This is a genomic window from Psychromonas ingrahamii 37 (assembly GCF_000015285.1).
GTDB lineage: Bacteria > Pseudomonadota > Gammaproteobacteria > Enterobacterales > Psychromonadaceae > Psychromonas > Psychromonas ingrahamii.
The window spans coordinates 3173985-3188792 of record NC_008709.1; the positions used below are offsets into that span (position 1 = coordinate 3173985).

Annotated in this window: 12 protein-coding genes and 1 tRNA gene; 8 read left to right on the forward strand and 5 right to left on the reverse strand. The window is 39.0% G+C overall.

Features of this window, described 5'->3' with window-relative positions; translation table 11 throughout:
- Nucleotides 1–251 precede the first annotated feature (251 nt).
- A tRNA-Pro gene (locus tag PING_RS13360) sits at nt 252–328 on the reverse strand.
- Between the two features lie 615 nt (nt 329–943).
- Between PING_RS13360 and PING_RS13365 the strand changes: the two genes are divergently transcribed.
- From PING_RS13365 to pstB, 5 genes are all read left to right on the forward strand, one after another.
- On the forward strand, nt 944–1756 hold the full coding sequence (locus PING_RS13365) for a phosphate ABC transporter substrate-binding protein (protein ID WP_011770865.1): 813 nt from the start codon (nt 944–946) through the stop codon (nt 1754–1756).
- 127 nt (nt 1757–1883) lie between these two features.
- Nucleotides 1884–2711, forward strand: a complete 828-nt coding sequence (locus PING_RS13370) for a phosphate ABC transporter substrate-binding protein (RefSeq protein ID WP_041766497.1) — start codon at nt 1884–1886, stop codon at nt 2709–2711.
- Between the two features lie 75 nt (nt 2712–2786).
- Nucleotides 2787–3692, forward strand: a complete 906-nt coding sequence (pstC, locus tag PING_RS13375) for a phosphate ABC transporter permease subunit PstC (protein WP_011770867.1) — start codon at nt 2787–2789, stop codon at nt 3690–3692.
- Complete coding sequence (pstA, locus tag PING_RS13380) at nt 3692–4537, forward strand: phosphate ABC transporter permease PstA (protein ID WP_011770868.1); 846 nt, start codon at nt 3692–3694, stop codon at nt 4535–4537. The genes pstC and pstA overlap by 1 nt, the downstream gene beginning before the upstream one ends.
- Before the next feature lie 12 nt (nt 4538–4549).
- Complete coding sequence (gene pstB, locus PING_RS13385) at nt 4550–5299, forward strand: phosphate ABC transporter ATP-binding protein PstB (RefSeq protein WP_011770869.1); 750 nt, start codon at nt 4550–4552, stop codon at nt 5297–5299.
- A gap of 223 nt (nt 5300–5522) precedes the next feature.
- Here the strand turns inward: pstB and ovoA are convergent, their stop codons facing one another.
- Together ovoA and PING_RS13395 are read right to left on the reverse strand one after the other, a co-directional pair.
- Nucleotides 5523–7634, reverse strand: a complete 2112-nt coding sequence (gene ovoA, locus PING_RS13390; protein WP_011770870.1) for a 5-histidylcysteine sulfoxide synthase — start codon at nt 7632–7634, stop codon at nt 5523–5525.
- 18 nt (nt 7635–7652) lie between these two features.
- The gene (locus PING_RS13395; protein WP_011770871.1) at nt 7653–8813 is read right to left on the reverse strand and encodes a hypothetical protein; all 1161 of its coding nucleotides are present in this window, start codon (nt 8811–8813) and stop codon (nt 7653–7655) included.
- A gap of 757 nt (nt 8814–9570) precedes the next feature.
- On the opposite strand from PING_RS13395, the gene PING_RS13400 reads away from it, so the two are divergent.
- Nucleotides 9571–10503, forward strand: coding sequence for a TAXI family TRAP transporter solute-binding subunit (locus tag PING_RS13400; protein WP_011770872.1), 933 nt, complete (start codon nt 9571–9573; stop codon nt 10501–10503).
- Nucleotides 10504–10525: 22 nt separating this feature from the next.
- Nucleotides 10526–12430: a TRAP transporter permease gene (locus PING_RS13405; RefSeq protein WP_011770873.1), complete on the forward strand. Its 1905-nt coding sequence runs from the start codon at nt 10526–10528 to the stop codon at nt 12428–12430.
- Between the two features lie 95 nt (nt 12431–12525).
- On the opposite strand, the gene PING_RS13410 is transcribed toward PING_RS13405, so the two are convergent.
- Complete coding sequence (locus PING_RS13410) at nt 12526–13614, reverse strand: branched-chain amino acid aminotransferase (protein WP_011770874.1); 1089 nt, start codon at nt 13612–13614, stop codon at nt 12526–12528.
- A 258-nt stretch (nt 13615–13872) separates the two neighbouring features.
- On the opposite strand from PING_RS13410, the gene PING_RS13415 reads away from it, so the two are divergent.
- Nucleotides 13873–14484: a MarC family protein gene (locus PING_RS13415; protein WP_011770875.1), complete on the forward strand. Its 612-nt coding sequence runs from the start codon at nt 13873–13875 to the stop codon at nt 14482–14484.
- Here PING_RS13415 and PING_RS20130 read toward each other — a convergent pair.
- Nucleotides 14431–14766, reverse strand: coding sequence for a protein-L-isoaspartate O-methyltransferase family protein (locus tag PING_RS20130; protein WP_083761772.1), 336 nt, complete (start codon nt 14764–14766; stop codon nt 14431–14433). The genes PING_RS13415 and PING_RS20130 overlap by 54 nt on opposite strands.
- Nucleotides 14767–14808 lie beyond the last annotated feature (42 nt).

Consider the following 14808-nt stretch of genomic DNA (forward strand, 5'->3'; position numbering starts at 1 on the left):
GTGTACGAGCAAACTAATTATTTTGACCCAACTCTTTATAAGCGCGACTAAGCTGCGCTAACTACCTCAGAGGTCCGTAGAAAGCAAAAAGCCCGTAACACTTTTAAATGTTACGGGCTTTTCTAAATGTGGTCGGTGATAAACGGAGCCCATTGAGCGACAGCTCAGTGTATGGGCAAACTAATTATTCTGACCCGTTGCCAAAAATAATAGACGAAAAAAAACCGCAACAAGTGCGGTTTCTTAAAATGTGGTCGGTGATAAAGGATTCGAACCTTTGACCCCCTGGTCCCAAACCAGGTGCGCTACCAAGCTGCGCTAATCACCGAAGACTTACTTTTATTGTTGAGCTCTAATGCTTTAACAACGAAGGCAAAGGTTACGGCGTTGTTTGCCTGCCGTCAAATATTATCGACTACAAAAGTCTTGAATGATTATTTATTGAACGCTTTGTGTGTTTTATCTTCTGACCAATATAGGTAAAGCAAAGTTAAGCGACTTTGCATCACTCGATAAGAATAATTCAGCTGCCATGTAATATGCGAGCGGATTTTCCCTAATACCGTTATTATTAAACAATTACTACACCTTTGTCTTTTTAAGTTTCCAACACAGCATTTAATGGCCACAAGAATTTCCTGCAAAATGGAGTCAAATTACGATAACAATTTCAGAAAACCAAAAAAAATGTTTTTTATACTGCTCACAACCTATATTATCCTGCGACATCTGTTAAGCACGACAGATGGTACACTTTCATATTGAAAGAAATGAATGCTTATATTTAAAAATAGATATTAAATAAATTGGTTCTTATAGTGCCACTGTAATGAAACTGTCACATTCAAATGTTTCAATGCACCCACTTCCAGAGAGGGAGTCACTAATTAAATTAGATTTCACACAATTTGCAATTTTTTATTTACATAGAATGGAATTAATTATGAAAAAAGTTATTGGTCTAGCAGCAGCAATCGGTTTGATGGCATCTTCACTTACCTATGCAAATACCACTATTACTGTATCAGGTTCAACTTCTGTTACTAATGTGATGGAAGTGATAGCAGAAACATACAGTAAAGAAACGGGTATTGATGTTGAAGTACAAGGTACAGGATCATCTGCAGGTGTACGTGCAGCGAATGATGGCACTAGCATGATCGGTATGGCATCTCGTGAAGTTGCACGTAAAGAAGTAACTGCAGATACAGACCTGATTGTAATGGCACGTGATGGTATTGCTGTAACGGTCAATAATTCAAATACAGTTAAGAGCTTAACTAAAGATGAAATCGCTAAAATTTACCGCGGTGAAACCAAAAATTGGAAAGAAGTTGGCGGCGAAGACAAACCAATCGTAGTGGTTACACGTGATACAGCATCTGGTACACGTGCCGCATTTGAAGATATCTTAAAACTTACACGTAAAATTAATGGTATGAAAGTATCAACTATCTCACAGACTGCACAAGTCGCTAATGGTAACGGTATGGTTAAAACTATCGTTGCTAACAATGATTTCGCAATTGGTTTTATCTCTCTTGGTTCTGTCGATAGCTCATTAACTGCATTAGCCGTCGATGGTGTTGCCGCTACAGATCCAAACATTGTTGCTAATAAATATAAGATTGCCCGTCCATTCGTATTATTAGTTAAAAAAGACCCTGCTAAAGAAACGCGTGATTTTATTAACTACATCTTGTCTGATGCAGGTCAAAAAATCGTTGCAACAGAAGGTTACATTCGAGTTAACTAATTTTTTAAAAATTAATCAAAGGGGAGCTTATGCTCCTCTTTTTGCTTTGAAAATTTTGTAAGAGCAACTGGTTCTAGTGCATAATCAGATGAATATTTTTACCGTTATGATTCACATGGAATTTATTATGAAAAAGGTTATTGGTTTATTGGTCGCAATAGTTTTGTCGCCCATCGCATTTGCATCTTCAGAAACAACCGTTACAATCGCAGGTTCTACTTCTGTTTCCAACGTAATGGAGGTCTTGGGCGAGACTTATCAGAAAAAAACGGGCATTGATGTAGAGGTACAAGGCATGGGGTCATCAGCAGGTATTGTTGCCGCAAGAAATGGCACTACTATGCTGGGCATGTCTTCTCGCGAACTGACCATTGACGAATTAACTGATGTGGACACAATGGTGATTGCCCATGATGGGATCGCTATCGTTATCAATAAGTCAAACCCAGTAGAAAATTTAACCAAAGAAGAGATAAAGAAAATATATCGCCAAGAAATAACTAATTGGAAAGAGGTAGGTGGCGAAGATAAACCCATTATTGCCGTTACACGTGATGTATCATCGGGGACGCGGGAAGAATTCGAAAAAATATTGGGTCTAAAACGTAATGTCAATAATATCGAAGTATCAGATATTTCCCCGCGTACCTTGGTTGGCAATGGTAACGGTATGGTTAAGACAATGGTTGCTAACAATATTTATGCGCTTGCTTATATTTCTTTAGGCTCTGTCGATCATGAATTATTGGTAAAAGCGCTCAGTGTAGATGGTATAAAAGCCACCAATGAAAATGTTTTTTCTGGTGAATATAAACTTGCCAGATCCTTTATAGTACTATATAAAAAGAATGTTGCTCAACCGGCACTCGATTTTGTTAACTATATTATGTCCGATGAAGGTCAAAAAATCATCGACGATCAAGGTTATATCAGCATTGAACAATCTCATAATTAAAATAAGGGAGGCGCAAGCGTGCCTTCTGTCATAATAATTAACGTTAAATAAGTAGTATTACCCTAAGGCAGTATAATGAATATTGGAAATAAAAGTCTTCCACAGACAGCGCAGAGCATTCCAACAAAAAAACGGGATTGGATAGGGATCTTTTTCCACATCTTGTTTATTTGTTCGGCGTTAGTTGGTGTGTTCTCTTTAGCCACTATTGTTTGGTTTCTCTTCTCTGAAGGTTTACCCGCATTCCGTCAAGCAGGCGTTTTAGATTTAGTATTTGGTGATCTATGGTTACCACCCGCGCTGTTTGGTATTTTTCCAATGATAGTGGCGTCATTAGCCTCTACTATCGGCGCTGTTATTGTTGGCGTGCCGGTTGCACTATTCACTGCTGTTTTTCTGGCAGAGCTTGCGCCACAATGGTTAGCCAATATTGTCAGACCAGCCGTTGAACTACTGGCGGGTATCCCCTCGGTTGTTTACGGGTTTTTCGGCTTGGTAATTATTGTCCCGGCTATTGAAGTGATTTTTAATATTCCAGCAGGTAATACCATTTTAGCGGGAATTATCGTTCTGGCGATTATGATTTTACCAACCGTTATTACCATCTCAGAAACCTCTTTGCGCGCATTACCCCCGGTCTATAAAGAAGGCGCGCTTGCATTGGGGGCTTCAAATATCTACAGCATATTTAAAGTCCTTATTCCAGCAGCTAAAAGTGGAATTTTAACAGCTATTGCACTGGGTGTTGCGCGTGCGCTTGGTGAAACAATGGCCATTATTATGGTAATGGGTAACGCCCCTGCCATGCCCGGTTCATTACTTGATCCGGCAAGAACCCTGACCGCGAATATTGCCATGGAAATGTCCTATGCAACGGGAATACATGCCAGCGCACTTTATGCGACCGGTATTGTTTTATTGGTATTTATCGTCATATTGAATGCAGTTATTTTATACATTAACAAAAAGAGAGCCTACTAATGTTAACGCGAAAAACTCAAGATAAGTTTTTATTAGCAGCAACTTGGGCTGCCGCCACTGTTACGATCCTGTTTCTGCTATGGGTTGTTTGGCACGTTTTAAGTAATGGTTTAAGCTTTGTAACCTGGGAATTTATCACAAGTTCTTACACGCGAATTGGCGAAGCATCAGGCATCTGGCCAATGATCGTATCAACCGTTTATATGGTTGTTCTGACGCTGTCTATTGCGACCCCTATTGGTATAATGACGGCTATTTACTTAACTGAATATGCCAAACCGGGCAGTAAAATAGTACAAGTAATACGTTTTTGTATCGAATCGCTAGCAGGTATTCCCTCAATCGTTTACGGTCTATTTGGTATGACCTTTTTTGTTACCACATTAGGGCTGGGATTCTCCATTTTAGCCGGTTCCTTAACCTTATCGATACTTATCTTACCGGTTATTATCCGTACCACCGAAGAGGCGCTAATGGCGGTACCGATGAGTTATCGTGAAGGTGGTTATGCTTTAGGCAGCTCTAAAATATATACTATTTGGCGTTTAATTTTACCCAGTGCCATGCCAGGTATTATCACTGCGATTATCCTAAGTATCGGCCGTGTTATTGGTGAATCTGCACCGGTATTCTTAACCGCAGGTATGGTCACTAAAATTCCTGAATCGGTATTGGACTCAGGCAGAACATTAACAGTACACTTGTACAAATTAACCCAAGAGCTCTTTAGCCAAAATGAATGGGATCAGGCTTATGCAACGGCAACCGTTCTGATTGTGTTAGTGCTTTTCTTAAATTTAATCACGAAACTCATTGCTACCCGCTACGCTAAAAAATCTTACTAAAGGCCATATAAAATGAACAAGCTTGAAATAAACAACCTGAATCTTTTCTATGGCAAAAACCATGCATTAAAAGATATTTCATTTATCATTCCCGAGCGCAAGGTAACAGCGTTGATTGGTCCTTCTGGATGTGGAAAATCAACTCTACTGCGTACATTAAATCGCATGAATGATCTGATTGCAGGTGTCACCATCACAGGTGAAGTGAAATTTAAAAATGAAGATATTTATGCGGATATTGATGTTCAGGATTTAAGAATGCGTGTAGGTATGGTTTTTCAGAAAGCCAATCCATTTCCAATGAGCATTTATGAAAATGTTGCCTTTGGTCTTAAAGCGCAGGGTATGAAAGATAAAAAAGAACTTTCTAAAATTGTAGAAGAGTCTCTGCGCAGTGCCGCACTGTGGGATGAAGTATCAGATCGACTTAATATGCTGGCGACAGGTCTGTCCGGTGGACAGCAGCAGCGTTTATGTATTGCTCGTGCCATTGCGATGAAGCCGGAAGTTATCCTAATGGATGAACCCACCAGTGCTTTGGATCCTATAGCGACCCATAAAATTGAAGAGTTAATGGATGAACTGCGTAAAAAGTTTACTATCGTCATAGTGACACATTCGATGAACCAAGCTAAGCGTATATCAGATAAAACGGCTTTCTTCTGGATGGGTGAATTAGTTGAATACGGAGATACCGCCGAACTATTTAATAACCCGATTGATAAACGAACTCAGGGTTATGTCAGTGGTGAGTTCGGTTAATAACCATAAGTCATTAACCAAAAGAGATTAGTAAAGCCCTCTTTTGGTAAACGAACTCAGGGTTATGTCAGTGGTGAGTTTGGTTAATAAGAATAAATCATTAACCAAAAGTTATTAGCAGCGCCCTCTTTCTGCTGTTGTTATATTAACCCCAGGCAAGTTTACTTGGCTGGGGTTAATATTTTTTAGCAGGTAAGCTCTTCTTATCTCAACAGATCCTAGATTAAACTAACTTTTTCCATAGGGTAATATGTTGATTGGTGACCGTAAATTTACGTGCGCAATGACGTGATGGCTTTGCTATGTTCTCACTGGCAACTAACGAAAACTGAGCAGACAAGGCCTGTTGAACGGCATCAAAACCAGTAAAGTTTTCACCATTTACTTTCTTACCAGAAAATCTTTTTTCAGGTTTAATTTCCGGGTTAAAATCATAGGCAGATGCCAGTATTAAAATCCCCCCTTCCTTTAAAGAGCCTGAAATAGTACGTAAAAACTGCAGAGGATCATAATTTTGCTCAAGCACCTGCTGGGCAATAATTACATCATAGTCATCAAATGACGCTTTTAAGTTGCTCGGATCGCCTTGTTTAAAGTGAATGTTCCGGTAGTTTGCATTTAACCCAGCAGAATTCAAATTAATCTCTTTAAAGTCAACCAGCTCACCTTCTTTTTCAAGCTCATAACGAACGGTTTTCCCCTGCTGTAACTGCACTGAGTAAGGTATAGACTGAGCAGAGAAATCAACACTGTCAACCGCTTCAAAATAAGGAGATAACTCAAAACTACAACGTCCTACGCTGCATCCCAAATCAAGCAACTTTCCTTTCGCTATTGAAAAATTGTTTAACTGCTTAAGGACATACCTCGCCAGAGTGACGGAATAATTGCCCAATCCTAGATAATTATCACCAAAATGCGCCTCCAATTCAGTACAGATTTTTTTATCTGTTACATATTGGTTTACCGGTATGGTTGGAATGGTTTCTGAGACTGATTCAATATAACGAAATCCTGCATGTTGAAAGAAATGACGACGAAAAGCATAACGGGCGTGTTTAATTGCTTCATTACCCGTTGAGATCCATGATCCCCCCTTAATAAGATTATGCTGACCGTCAAAGGTAGGTGTTGAAAAATCATCATAAAGCGGATCAACCTGAAATCCTTCAAAACCGTCGATTGCAGATTCTGTCCACTGCCAGACATTACCCAATAAATCAAAAAAATCATTTTCTGAAAATTGATCAACGGGTGATGACGATGCAAAGTATTCTAAATTAATATTACCTGGCGCTTGCCGCCAATTAGTAAGGTCGCTGTCTACCATATCTCGTAAACAGTACCATTCTGCTTCAGTTGGCATACGAATGTAATGTTCACTGCTGCTATTTTTCCAGTTGCAAAAGGCTTTGGCTTCTAAATAATTTACTTCAACCGGCCAATTCAAAGGTAATGGAATTTCATTTAATAAATTACGCTGCCAATATTGATTATTTATTTCCGACCAGAATCTTGGCATCTTAGCCTGTTTAAATGCCAGCCATTGTTGCCCTTCCTCACTCCAATAGCTTTTGTTTTGATAACCACCCGCTTCTATAAATTCAATAAACTCTCCATTTGAGACTACAAACTTTGAGGCTTTAAAAGGTTCAACCTGCACTTTTGTCTGCCCGTATTCGTTATCCCAACCATAAGTTTGATGGTCATCTGCTCTGCCCAAGGTAAGTGCTTTGCCCTCAACAGCAAGTAATGTGTTTTCAGGGGCAGCGCCAGCTGAAGTACAAGCCAACCAGTCTTGATTGGATGTCAAATCCTTAACAGGTAACATTCTCATGATAACCGAGGAAGTTTCTAAATGAATGCGCTCATGCTCGCAACCCATTAACATAACCCAGGCTAAAGAGCCTTTACAAATGGGTAAACTAATCTCCATATTATCGATTAGGTCATTAACCAGTGCAAAAACTTGGCGCCGATATTCAATAATCTCATCAACCTTAGGCCAATCATAATGCGTACCATTAAGATCATCCCAACTCATTTCATCAACACCTACTGCGCAAATAGCTTCAAGCTTTTGATTGATGCGTTTATCTATAAATTTACCTAACATTAACTTATTGACGTAAAAAGTCGCTGTGTGCCCAAAGTAAAAAATTAACGGGTGGCGTAACGGTTCGGGTCTTAAATAATAAGCATCATCATTATTGATTAAGCTGAACAGTGACTCATAAGTATGAACTGTATTAGCATAATACTGCTTTAATTCAGCTCGTTTCTGCGCAACTGATGTGCCAGTCAGTAAGGGTGTTTTTAATTGTTTTATAGTCATCTGTCAGTCGCTTAATATCTACAATGAATTACCAGAAAATATATCCTGCTGATAGTTTTTAATAATTTCGGCTTTTAATGCCTTACCAGAACCATCATGCAACATATCGGGAAGATTAATGTTGTTAAAAGTTGAAAATTTGTAAATGTTATCAATTGAATCGGCAAACCAAGTCTCTTGACGAAATAAACACAGTGATCCCTGCTCATTATTGGAGGGAAAAATGGACTGTGGTAGTTGTTTTTTGCTTATTTCAGGTTTTAATAACTTAATACATGATCCGCGCTTGTATACGTGCAAAGCATCAATTAAGTTCAATAATGCAAAAATTACATTGTAAAAGGGATTATAAAAAAGACTTGAGGCACCCAATCTATGCTCAATTCTGGCGCTCTCTTGCCAATTTTGCTGTGTCACTAAGACTTCATTATTTGCACTGTATATCAGAGGCGTTACCCCCATATCCTGATTATGTTTACCGAACTTTTTATACAGCGCGATACTGCCTTGATGTCCCCCGGAAATGTCAGTGGGGGAGCACAATTCCTGTGCTAACCCAAAATCTGTTTTTAATAATAATCTCTGATAGGCTTCAGGTTCCGGTAAATATAATAGCGCGCAGTTTAAGCTGGTTTCTAAAAAACACTGCTGCAGATATTCGCCAAAACCCGCATCCGTTATTATATTGTCACCCTGTGTATTCAATGCGCTGATATTTATCTGTATTGCATTAGGAATATGGACAGCTCCCGATTGTGCACTGAATATTGTTCCACTCCCTGTGGCGAATCTACCCTGATCACCCGCCCACACGACCGGTTTTATATAAGTTTGCTTAATCCCCTGTTCGCGAAACCAGCAAGGCAAATATTTCATCACAGCGCTTAAATTTTGCGCTTCTTTCAAAGGTGATTGTTGGGAAAAATTAGACACGTATTCCCACTGATTCTGCCAAAATTCAGAAACTAATTCCCCCTCAATATTATTGGCTTTAAGGCGTGCGTTGATTCTCTGGTAGTCAATAGTGAAACTGGGTTGAGGTCTTGTTATACAGCCCTCTAACTCAAAATGGATAGCGGGCTTGAAACCCAGCCAACCTATATATTCCTGTAACATTAGAATAATGTTTTTAGCAACTAAATCTTGCCCTGATGATTTAGTTGGTATTTTTTTTATCACGTTAATAATACCTATAGCCGGGTTGGATTAAATTTGTTCATAAATATAATAGCGATTATTTATGGTATCGGATAAAAAGTCAAAATAGACTGTGATAATTTTTTGTTAATCGCCCATTTTGATGTCTTAATACAGTACCGCATTCTATATACGTAAAAAGCATCAATTAAGTTCAATAACGCACGAATTACATTGTAAAAGGTATTATAAAAACACTTAATATGCCCAACCTATCTTCAATTAAAGTGATCTTCTGCCAATTTGACTGTTTATTATTTGGCCTTAAATCAGAAGTGTTGCTCCCGGTCTTGATGCCCTCCAGCTCAAAATGGACTCTACTTGGATGCCTCCGCGGATTATTTTGCGACATAAGTCGACTAATCTGTTAGATGAAATAGCAGGTTAAAGGCTAACGTGACATCTTTAACAATTGAATCGTGGGATTTAAGATGCGTTAATTCTCTGATACTCATAATAAAATTGTGTTTAAGCCACCTCATACAGCGCACTAAGTCAAAAGGAATAGCAGGATTGGATTAAATTTTTTCATAAATATAATGCCGATTAGTTACGCTACAAAAAAATCAAAATGAGCTCTACAAAAAATAAAAATGCAACCTAGATGGTGAATTAGCAGATGATTTTGTGACCTAGCTCAACTAATCTGTCTGATTAAATATCAGGTTCAATGCTATGGTGCTATGCGCAACAATCGTTTAGCAATTTACTAACATTTATAATAATGGAGTTCTGACTAATGCAAAATGTAATCAAAAAAGGAATACTGGGAATAAGCTTAGCTTGTTTATTTTCATTCAATGCCATCGCTGAAAATTACACTATAGGCACAGGCAGTCAAAGTGGTACCTATTACCCATTAGGCGGCATGCTCGCTAAAATTTGGAGTGAAAACATTGATAATTTTGATGCGCGCGCAGAAGTAACAGCAGCATCGGTTGAAAACACCATTAAAGTATCCGCAAATAAACAGCTTGCCGGTCTTGCAATGGGTAATGTTGTATTACAGGGCTATCAAGGAGTCGACCCTTTCCCACGTAAAATGGATGTTTCGGTCTTATTTGCATTATATCCCAATGTTGTTCAATTTATTGTGCCAGCAGACTCTGATATTAAGTCGATTCAGGATCTCAAAGGCAAGCGAATTTCCTTAGGCGCGCCGGGTTCAGGTACACGTGTTAGTTCAACCAATATTCTTGCAGCCTTAGGGATTAATGAGTCGGATATCGATGCGCAATCTTTAAATTATACTGCCACTACAAATGCAATCAAAGCAGGTCAAATCGATGCAGGTGTGATTGTCGGCAGCATTGGCGTTGGTGCAATTACTGAATTGGCTTTTACGCATAATATTCGTATTTTATCCTTCACACCTGAAGAGCTAAAAACAGTTTCTGCTAGCAATCCATCTTATCAAGCTATCGATGTACCGGTTAATAGTTATGACAAGGTTAATGCATTTGTCGCGCCAGCCGTTTGGAATGTTTTAGTGGTTAACAAAAATCTGGATACCGAGCTTGCCTATAAAATGACTAAAATTGCTTTTGAACATATGAAAGAAATTAATCAAGTAATTAGTGTCACCAAATTTACAACCATTGAAAATATGGACAGATTAAAAGGAGTCGAGTTACATCCTGGTGCATTAAAATATTTAAAAGAAAACAGATAAACCATTTTCCGTGGAGAAAATCATGAACACAAAGAACAACATGTGCAGATTGATAACGGATAAAGTATTATTAATAGCCGCATTTGCGGCTATTTCATTATCTGTATTTCAAATTTGGCAGGGCATTACCGCGGATTTATCCGCACCCGTATTTAGGCCCATACATTTAAGCTGGATACTGATTTTAGTATTTTTTACCTTACCCCTTATAAAATCCCAGCAATCTTCATTTCAATACCTGTTTGGACGCAGTCTGGATCTACTGTGCATTATTGCGATCACTTGGGCTTCATATCATATTGTTTCATTCGATTATGGTGATATCAGTTTCTTAATGGACGGTTTGACAACACTTGACCAGTTATCTGGTCTAATTATTGTGGTGTTATTGCTTGAAGCGACACGCCGAACCGTTGGCCTGGTGATGGTTGTTATTGCCGTAATGTTTCTGCTGTATGCCATATTCGGCGACATACTACCTTCTAATGTCGCCAGTAAAGGATTTTCTATTGAGGAAATAGTCAGATTCCATATTTATTCAACCAATGGTATCTATGGTGCACCTTTAGCCATTGCCGCTGGTGTGGTATTTATCTTTGTATTATTTGGCGCATTCTTGCAGGTAAGCGGCGCGGGTAAATTTTTTATCGATGCGTCATTTTCAATTGCAGGTAAGTATCGAGGCGGTCCTGCCAAAGCCAGCGTGATAGCCTCCGCGGCACTAGGATCTATTTCAGGCTCAGCCATAGCTAATACGGTCACAACGGGCGCATTAACTATTCCAATGATGAAAAAGCTGGGTTATAAACCGGAACAAGCAGCCGGCATTGAAGCCGCAGCGTCAACGGGCGGACAAATAATGCCCCCTGTGATGGGTGCTGGTGCCTTTGTTATGGCACAATTTACCGGTATTCCCTACAGTGAAATATTATTAGTTTCTATTGCCCCGGCTATCTTGTATTTTGGTTGTACCCTGCTGTATGTGCATTTAATGGCCTGTAAGTTAGGGCTAAAAGGCATGGAAATAACTGAAAAAATATCAGTAGTGTTGAAAAACGGATGGCATTTTTTACTGCCATTATTGTTAATTACCAGCCTTCTTTTAATGAGTTATTCGCCTATCTTAGTAGGTATTGCGGGTTGTGTGGCGATTTTAGTCGCTGCTATGTGCAGAAAACACAGCCGCATCAGTATTCCCGTCTTTATCCAAGGCCTTAAAGAAGGCGCATTGCTTGCGCTTCCTATTTCAGTTGCTTGTGGCACTGCGGGTATTGTCGTCGGCGTAGTAGGTCAAACGGGCATAGGTTTACAATTCACCCAATTTTTAATGGCCCTTTCCGGTGGTTATTTATGGTCCGTATTGGGGCTTATTGCAGTTGCAGCTATGATTTTAGGGATGGGCTTGCCGGTAACAGCGGCTTATATCGTTTTATCTATTATGGCAGTGCCAAGTTTGACTGAACTCGGTGTGGGTTTATTAGCAGCTCATATGATTGTATTCTGGTTATCTCAAACATCCAATGTAACACCTCCAATCGCCTTAGCAGCGTTTGCTGCAGCGGGTATAGCCAATTGTTCACCCATGAAAGCCGCTGTGCAAGCCTTTAAATTAGCTCAGGGATTTTTGATTATTCCTATTATGATGGCATTTTCCGGGCTTATTTGGATGGAGGGAGAAAATACTGAATTTGTCATTTCAATCGTGTTAACTATCGGTTTAATTATTGCTGTTGCGGGCAGTATCGAAGGACGATTACTGACCGTATTACCTTTATACAGCAGAGTTTTGCTATTGTTATCTGCATTTTCTTTATTAGCCCCTAATCATTTTATAAATATTGCAGGCCTAATAATTATTCTAATGATTACTTTTGTGAATTATAAGCATTCTAAAGCCAGTGGTGACCAACAAGTTCAAAAGAGCTAACGCCAGTAGCAGATATTAAAAAACCCATTAAGCGATTTAAATATCAATCACTTAATGGGTTTTTTCTTAGTGTGCTTAACAGTAAAAATGAATAATTAAACGTCTACCGTAACCGCTGGATCAACCTTCTCTATCCAGCCAAAACGGTCTTTGCGTGTCCCGTATTGAATACCGGTCAGCTCATCATATAACTGCTTGGAAATCTCGCCCGATTTATTGTTATTGATAATATAATCAGTGCCTTTCCAGCATAGTTTACCAACCGGAGAGATAACAGCGGCAGTACCACAGCCAAATGCTTCCGTTATTTTACCACTTTTTATATCGGCTAATATCTGCTCAATATCTAAGCGTTCTTCGCTGACTTCAAATCCCAATGCCGGCGCCAGTTTAAGAATAGAATCACGAGTAATACCGGGTAATATACTGCCACTTAAGGCTGGTGTTACAATGTGCTTATTTTCATAAACAAAACAGATATTCATTGCACCCACTTCTTCAATATACTTGCCGTGTACAGCATCTAACCAAAGTACTTGAGAATAACCCAGTTTTTCAACTTCTTCTGAGACATACAGGCTGGCGGCATAATTACCGCCCGTCTTAGCTTCACCCACTCCCCCCACTACTGCGCGGCGATACTTATCGGCAATATAAACCGATACCGGCTCAAAACCACCCTTGAAGTAAGATCCGGCTGGCCCCGTGATAATAAAGTGAATATAGGAATCACTCGCCCCTAAACCCAACTTTTTACCCGTCGCAATCATTGTCGGGCGGATATATAAAGACGATCCCACTTGCTCCGGAATCCAATTATGATCAAGCGAGATAAGCGCTTTAAGTGCTTTCAGGTGAAATTTTCCATCTATTTCGGGCATCGCCATTCTTTTAGCTGAACGGTTAAAACGTTTGAAATTTTCAGAAGGACGAAACAAATTAATCGTTCCATCGAATGAACGGTAAGCCTTTAAACCTTCAAATATTTCTTGTCCGTAATGAAATACAGCCGCTGAAGGATCAAGTGTTAATGCATGATAAGGGGTAATTTCAGCTTTCTCCCAACCGCTGCCTTGTTCAAAATTTTGGCTAAACATATGGTCAGAAAAATCAGCTCCAAAACTGTAAGTTTCTGGACAAGCCCCCCGCTTGGAAAGCTCAAGCGGTTTAATATCAATTATCATATCAATTCCCTGTATTTTTATTATTTTCTTAATGCAATATCTAGAGCATAAAGAGCAGCAACTATGACATATAATAAGTTATCGTTAAGCACGATTAAATACAAATCATTAATTATTTTCAAAAAACTTATTTTAAGCCCTTAATTTGGATAAAGAGTTTCATCTGCAAAGTCTACGATTTGTAAAATTAATGGGATATAATAAATTTTTCTAGTCATTTACAAATCTAAGCACAACGGAATTTAAGGAAAAATTCATATGGAAAGCCCATTCCCAATTCTCTCAACTGCGATCTTACTGTTTTTTATTTTAGATCCCATTGGCAATATCCCGTTATTATTAAGCATTCTAAAAAATGTAGATAAACAAAGACATACCAAAATAATTATCAGAGAAATGCTAATTGGTTTGTTTATTTTGGTGACTTTTCTGTTTTTTGGTAAACAATTTTTAAGCCTGTTTCATTTGGAAACCGAGGCTATTACTATTTCAGGCGGCATTATATTCTTTGTTATCTCATTAAAGATGATTTTCCCCTCTCCTAATGGAGAAAGTCTCTTTACCACAAAAGACTCCGATGAACCTTTAATTGTGCCCATTGCCATGCCTATGATTGCAGGCCCCGCAGCGCTTGCCACCTTGTTAGTTCTGGCCAAAACCAATAGCGAACATACAGGTGAATTATTCCTATCACTTATTATTGCCTGGATATTAACAGCAGTTGTATTATTGTTTTCGCCCTATTTATATAAGTTATTAAGAACAAAAGGGTTATCAGCATTAGAAAAATTGATGGGAATGTTACTGCTTATTATGTCAGTGCAGATGTTTATTGATGGCATTCGCGGGCTTATTCCGACTTTTTATTAACCAGCCGGGATGATTCAAAATCAGCTTAATCGGTGGAGGGAATGTTCTTAGGGTCGGATCAAACCGTTGCTCTTTGCAACTTTTCCCGTTATGGCAACAAATCTGACCAGCGACGATATAGAGCTGGGAAATAGTTTGATTTAATCCAATTGGCAGCGGATAGTCAGAGTAGGCTTCATTTAAAAATTTTTGCGGCACATACAGATGCCGCGGGACAGATCTCATTGCATTTAAGACGTTAATACTGCTAATACCACGTCTTTTAATCTGATCTCTAACCATTAATTTTCTGATGTGTAAAAAATCCAGATTTTCCGTTGGCAC

Bases quoted from the DNA above. Each gene is read 5' to 3' on its own strand.
- ovoA (WP_011770870.1), bottom strand. From the start codon at position 7,634: ATGACTATAAAACAATTAAAAACACCCTTACTGACTGGCACATCAGTT.
- PING_RS13400 (WP_011770872.1), top strand. From the start codon at position 9,571: ATGCAAAATGTAATCAAAAAAGGAATACTGGGAATAAGCTTAGCTTGT.
- PING_RS13365 (WP_011770865.1), top strand. From the start codon at position 944: ATGAAAAAAGTTATTGGTCTAGCAGCAGCAATCGGTTTGATGGCATCT.
- PING_RS13415 (WP_011770875.1), top strand. From the start codon at position 13,873: ATGGAAAGCCCATTCCCAATTCTCTCAACTGCGATCTTACTGTTTTTT.
- PING_RS20130 (WP_083761772.1), bottom strand. From the start codon at position 14,766: ATGGTTAGAGATCAGATTAAAAGACGTGGTATTAGCAGTATTAACGTC.
- pstC (WP_011770867.1), top strand. From the start codon at position 2,787: ATGAATATTGGAAATAAAAGTCTTCCACAGACAGCGCAGAGCATTCCA.
- pstB (WP_011770869.1), top strand. From the start codon at position 4,550: ATGAACAAGCTTGAAATAAACAACCTGAATCTTTTCTATGGCAAAAAC.
- PING_RS13370 (WP_041766497.1), top strand. From the start codon at position 1,884: ATGAAAAAGGTTATTGGTTTATTGGTCGCAATAGTTTTGTCGCCCATC.
- pstA (WP_011770868.1), top strand. From the start codon at position 3,692: ATGTTAACGCGAAAAACTCAAGATAAGTTTTTATTAGCAGCAACTTGG.
- PING_RS13410 (WP_011770874.1), bottom strand. From the start codon at position 13,614: ATGATAATTGATATTAAACCGCTTGAGCTTTCCAAGCGGGGGGCTTGT.
- PING_RS13405 (WP_011770873.1), top strand. From the start codon at position 10,526: ATGAACACAAAGAACAACATGTGCAGATTGATAACGGATAAAGTATTA.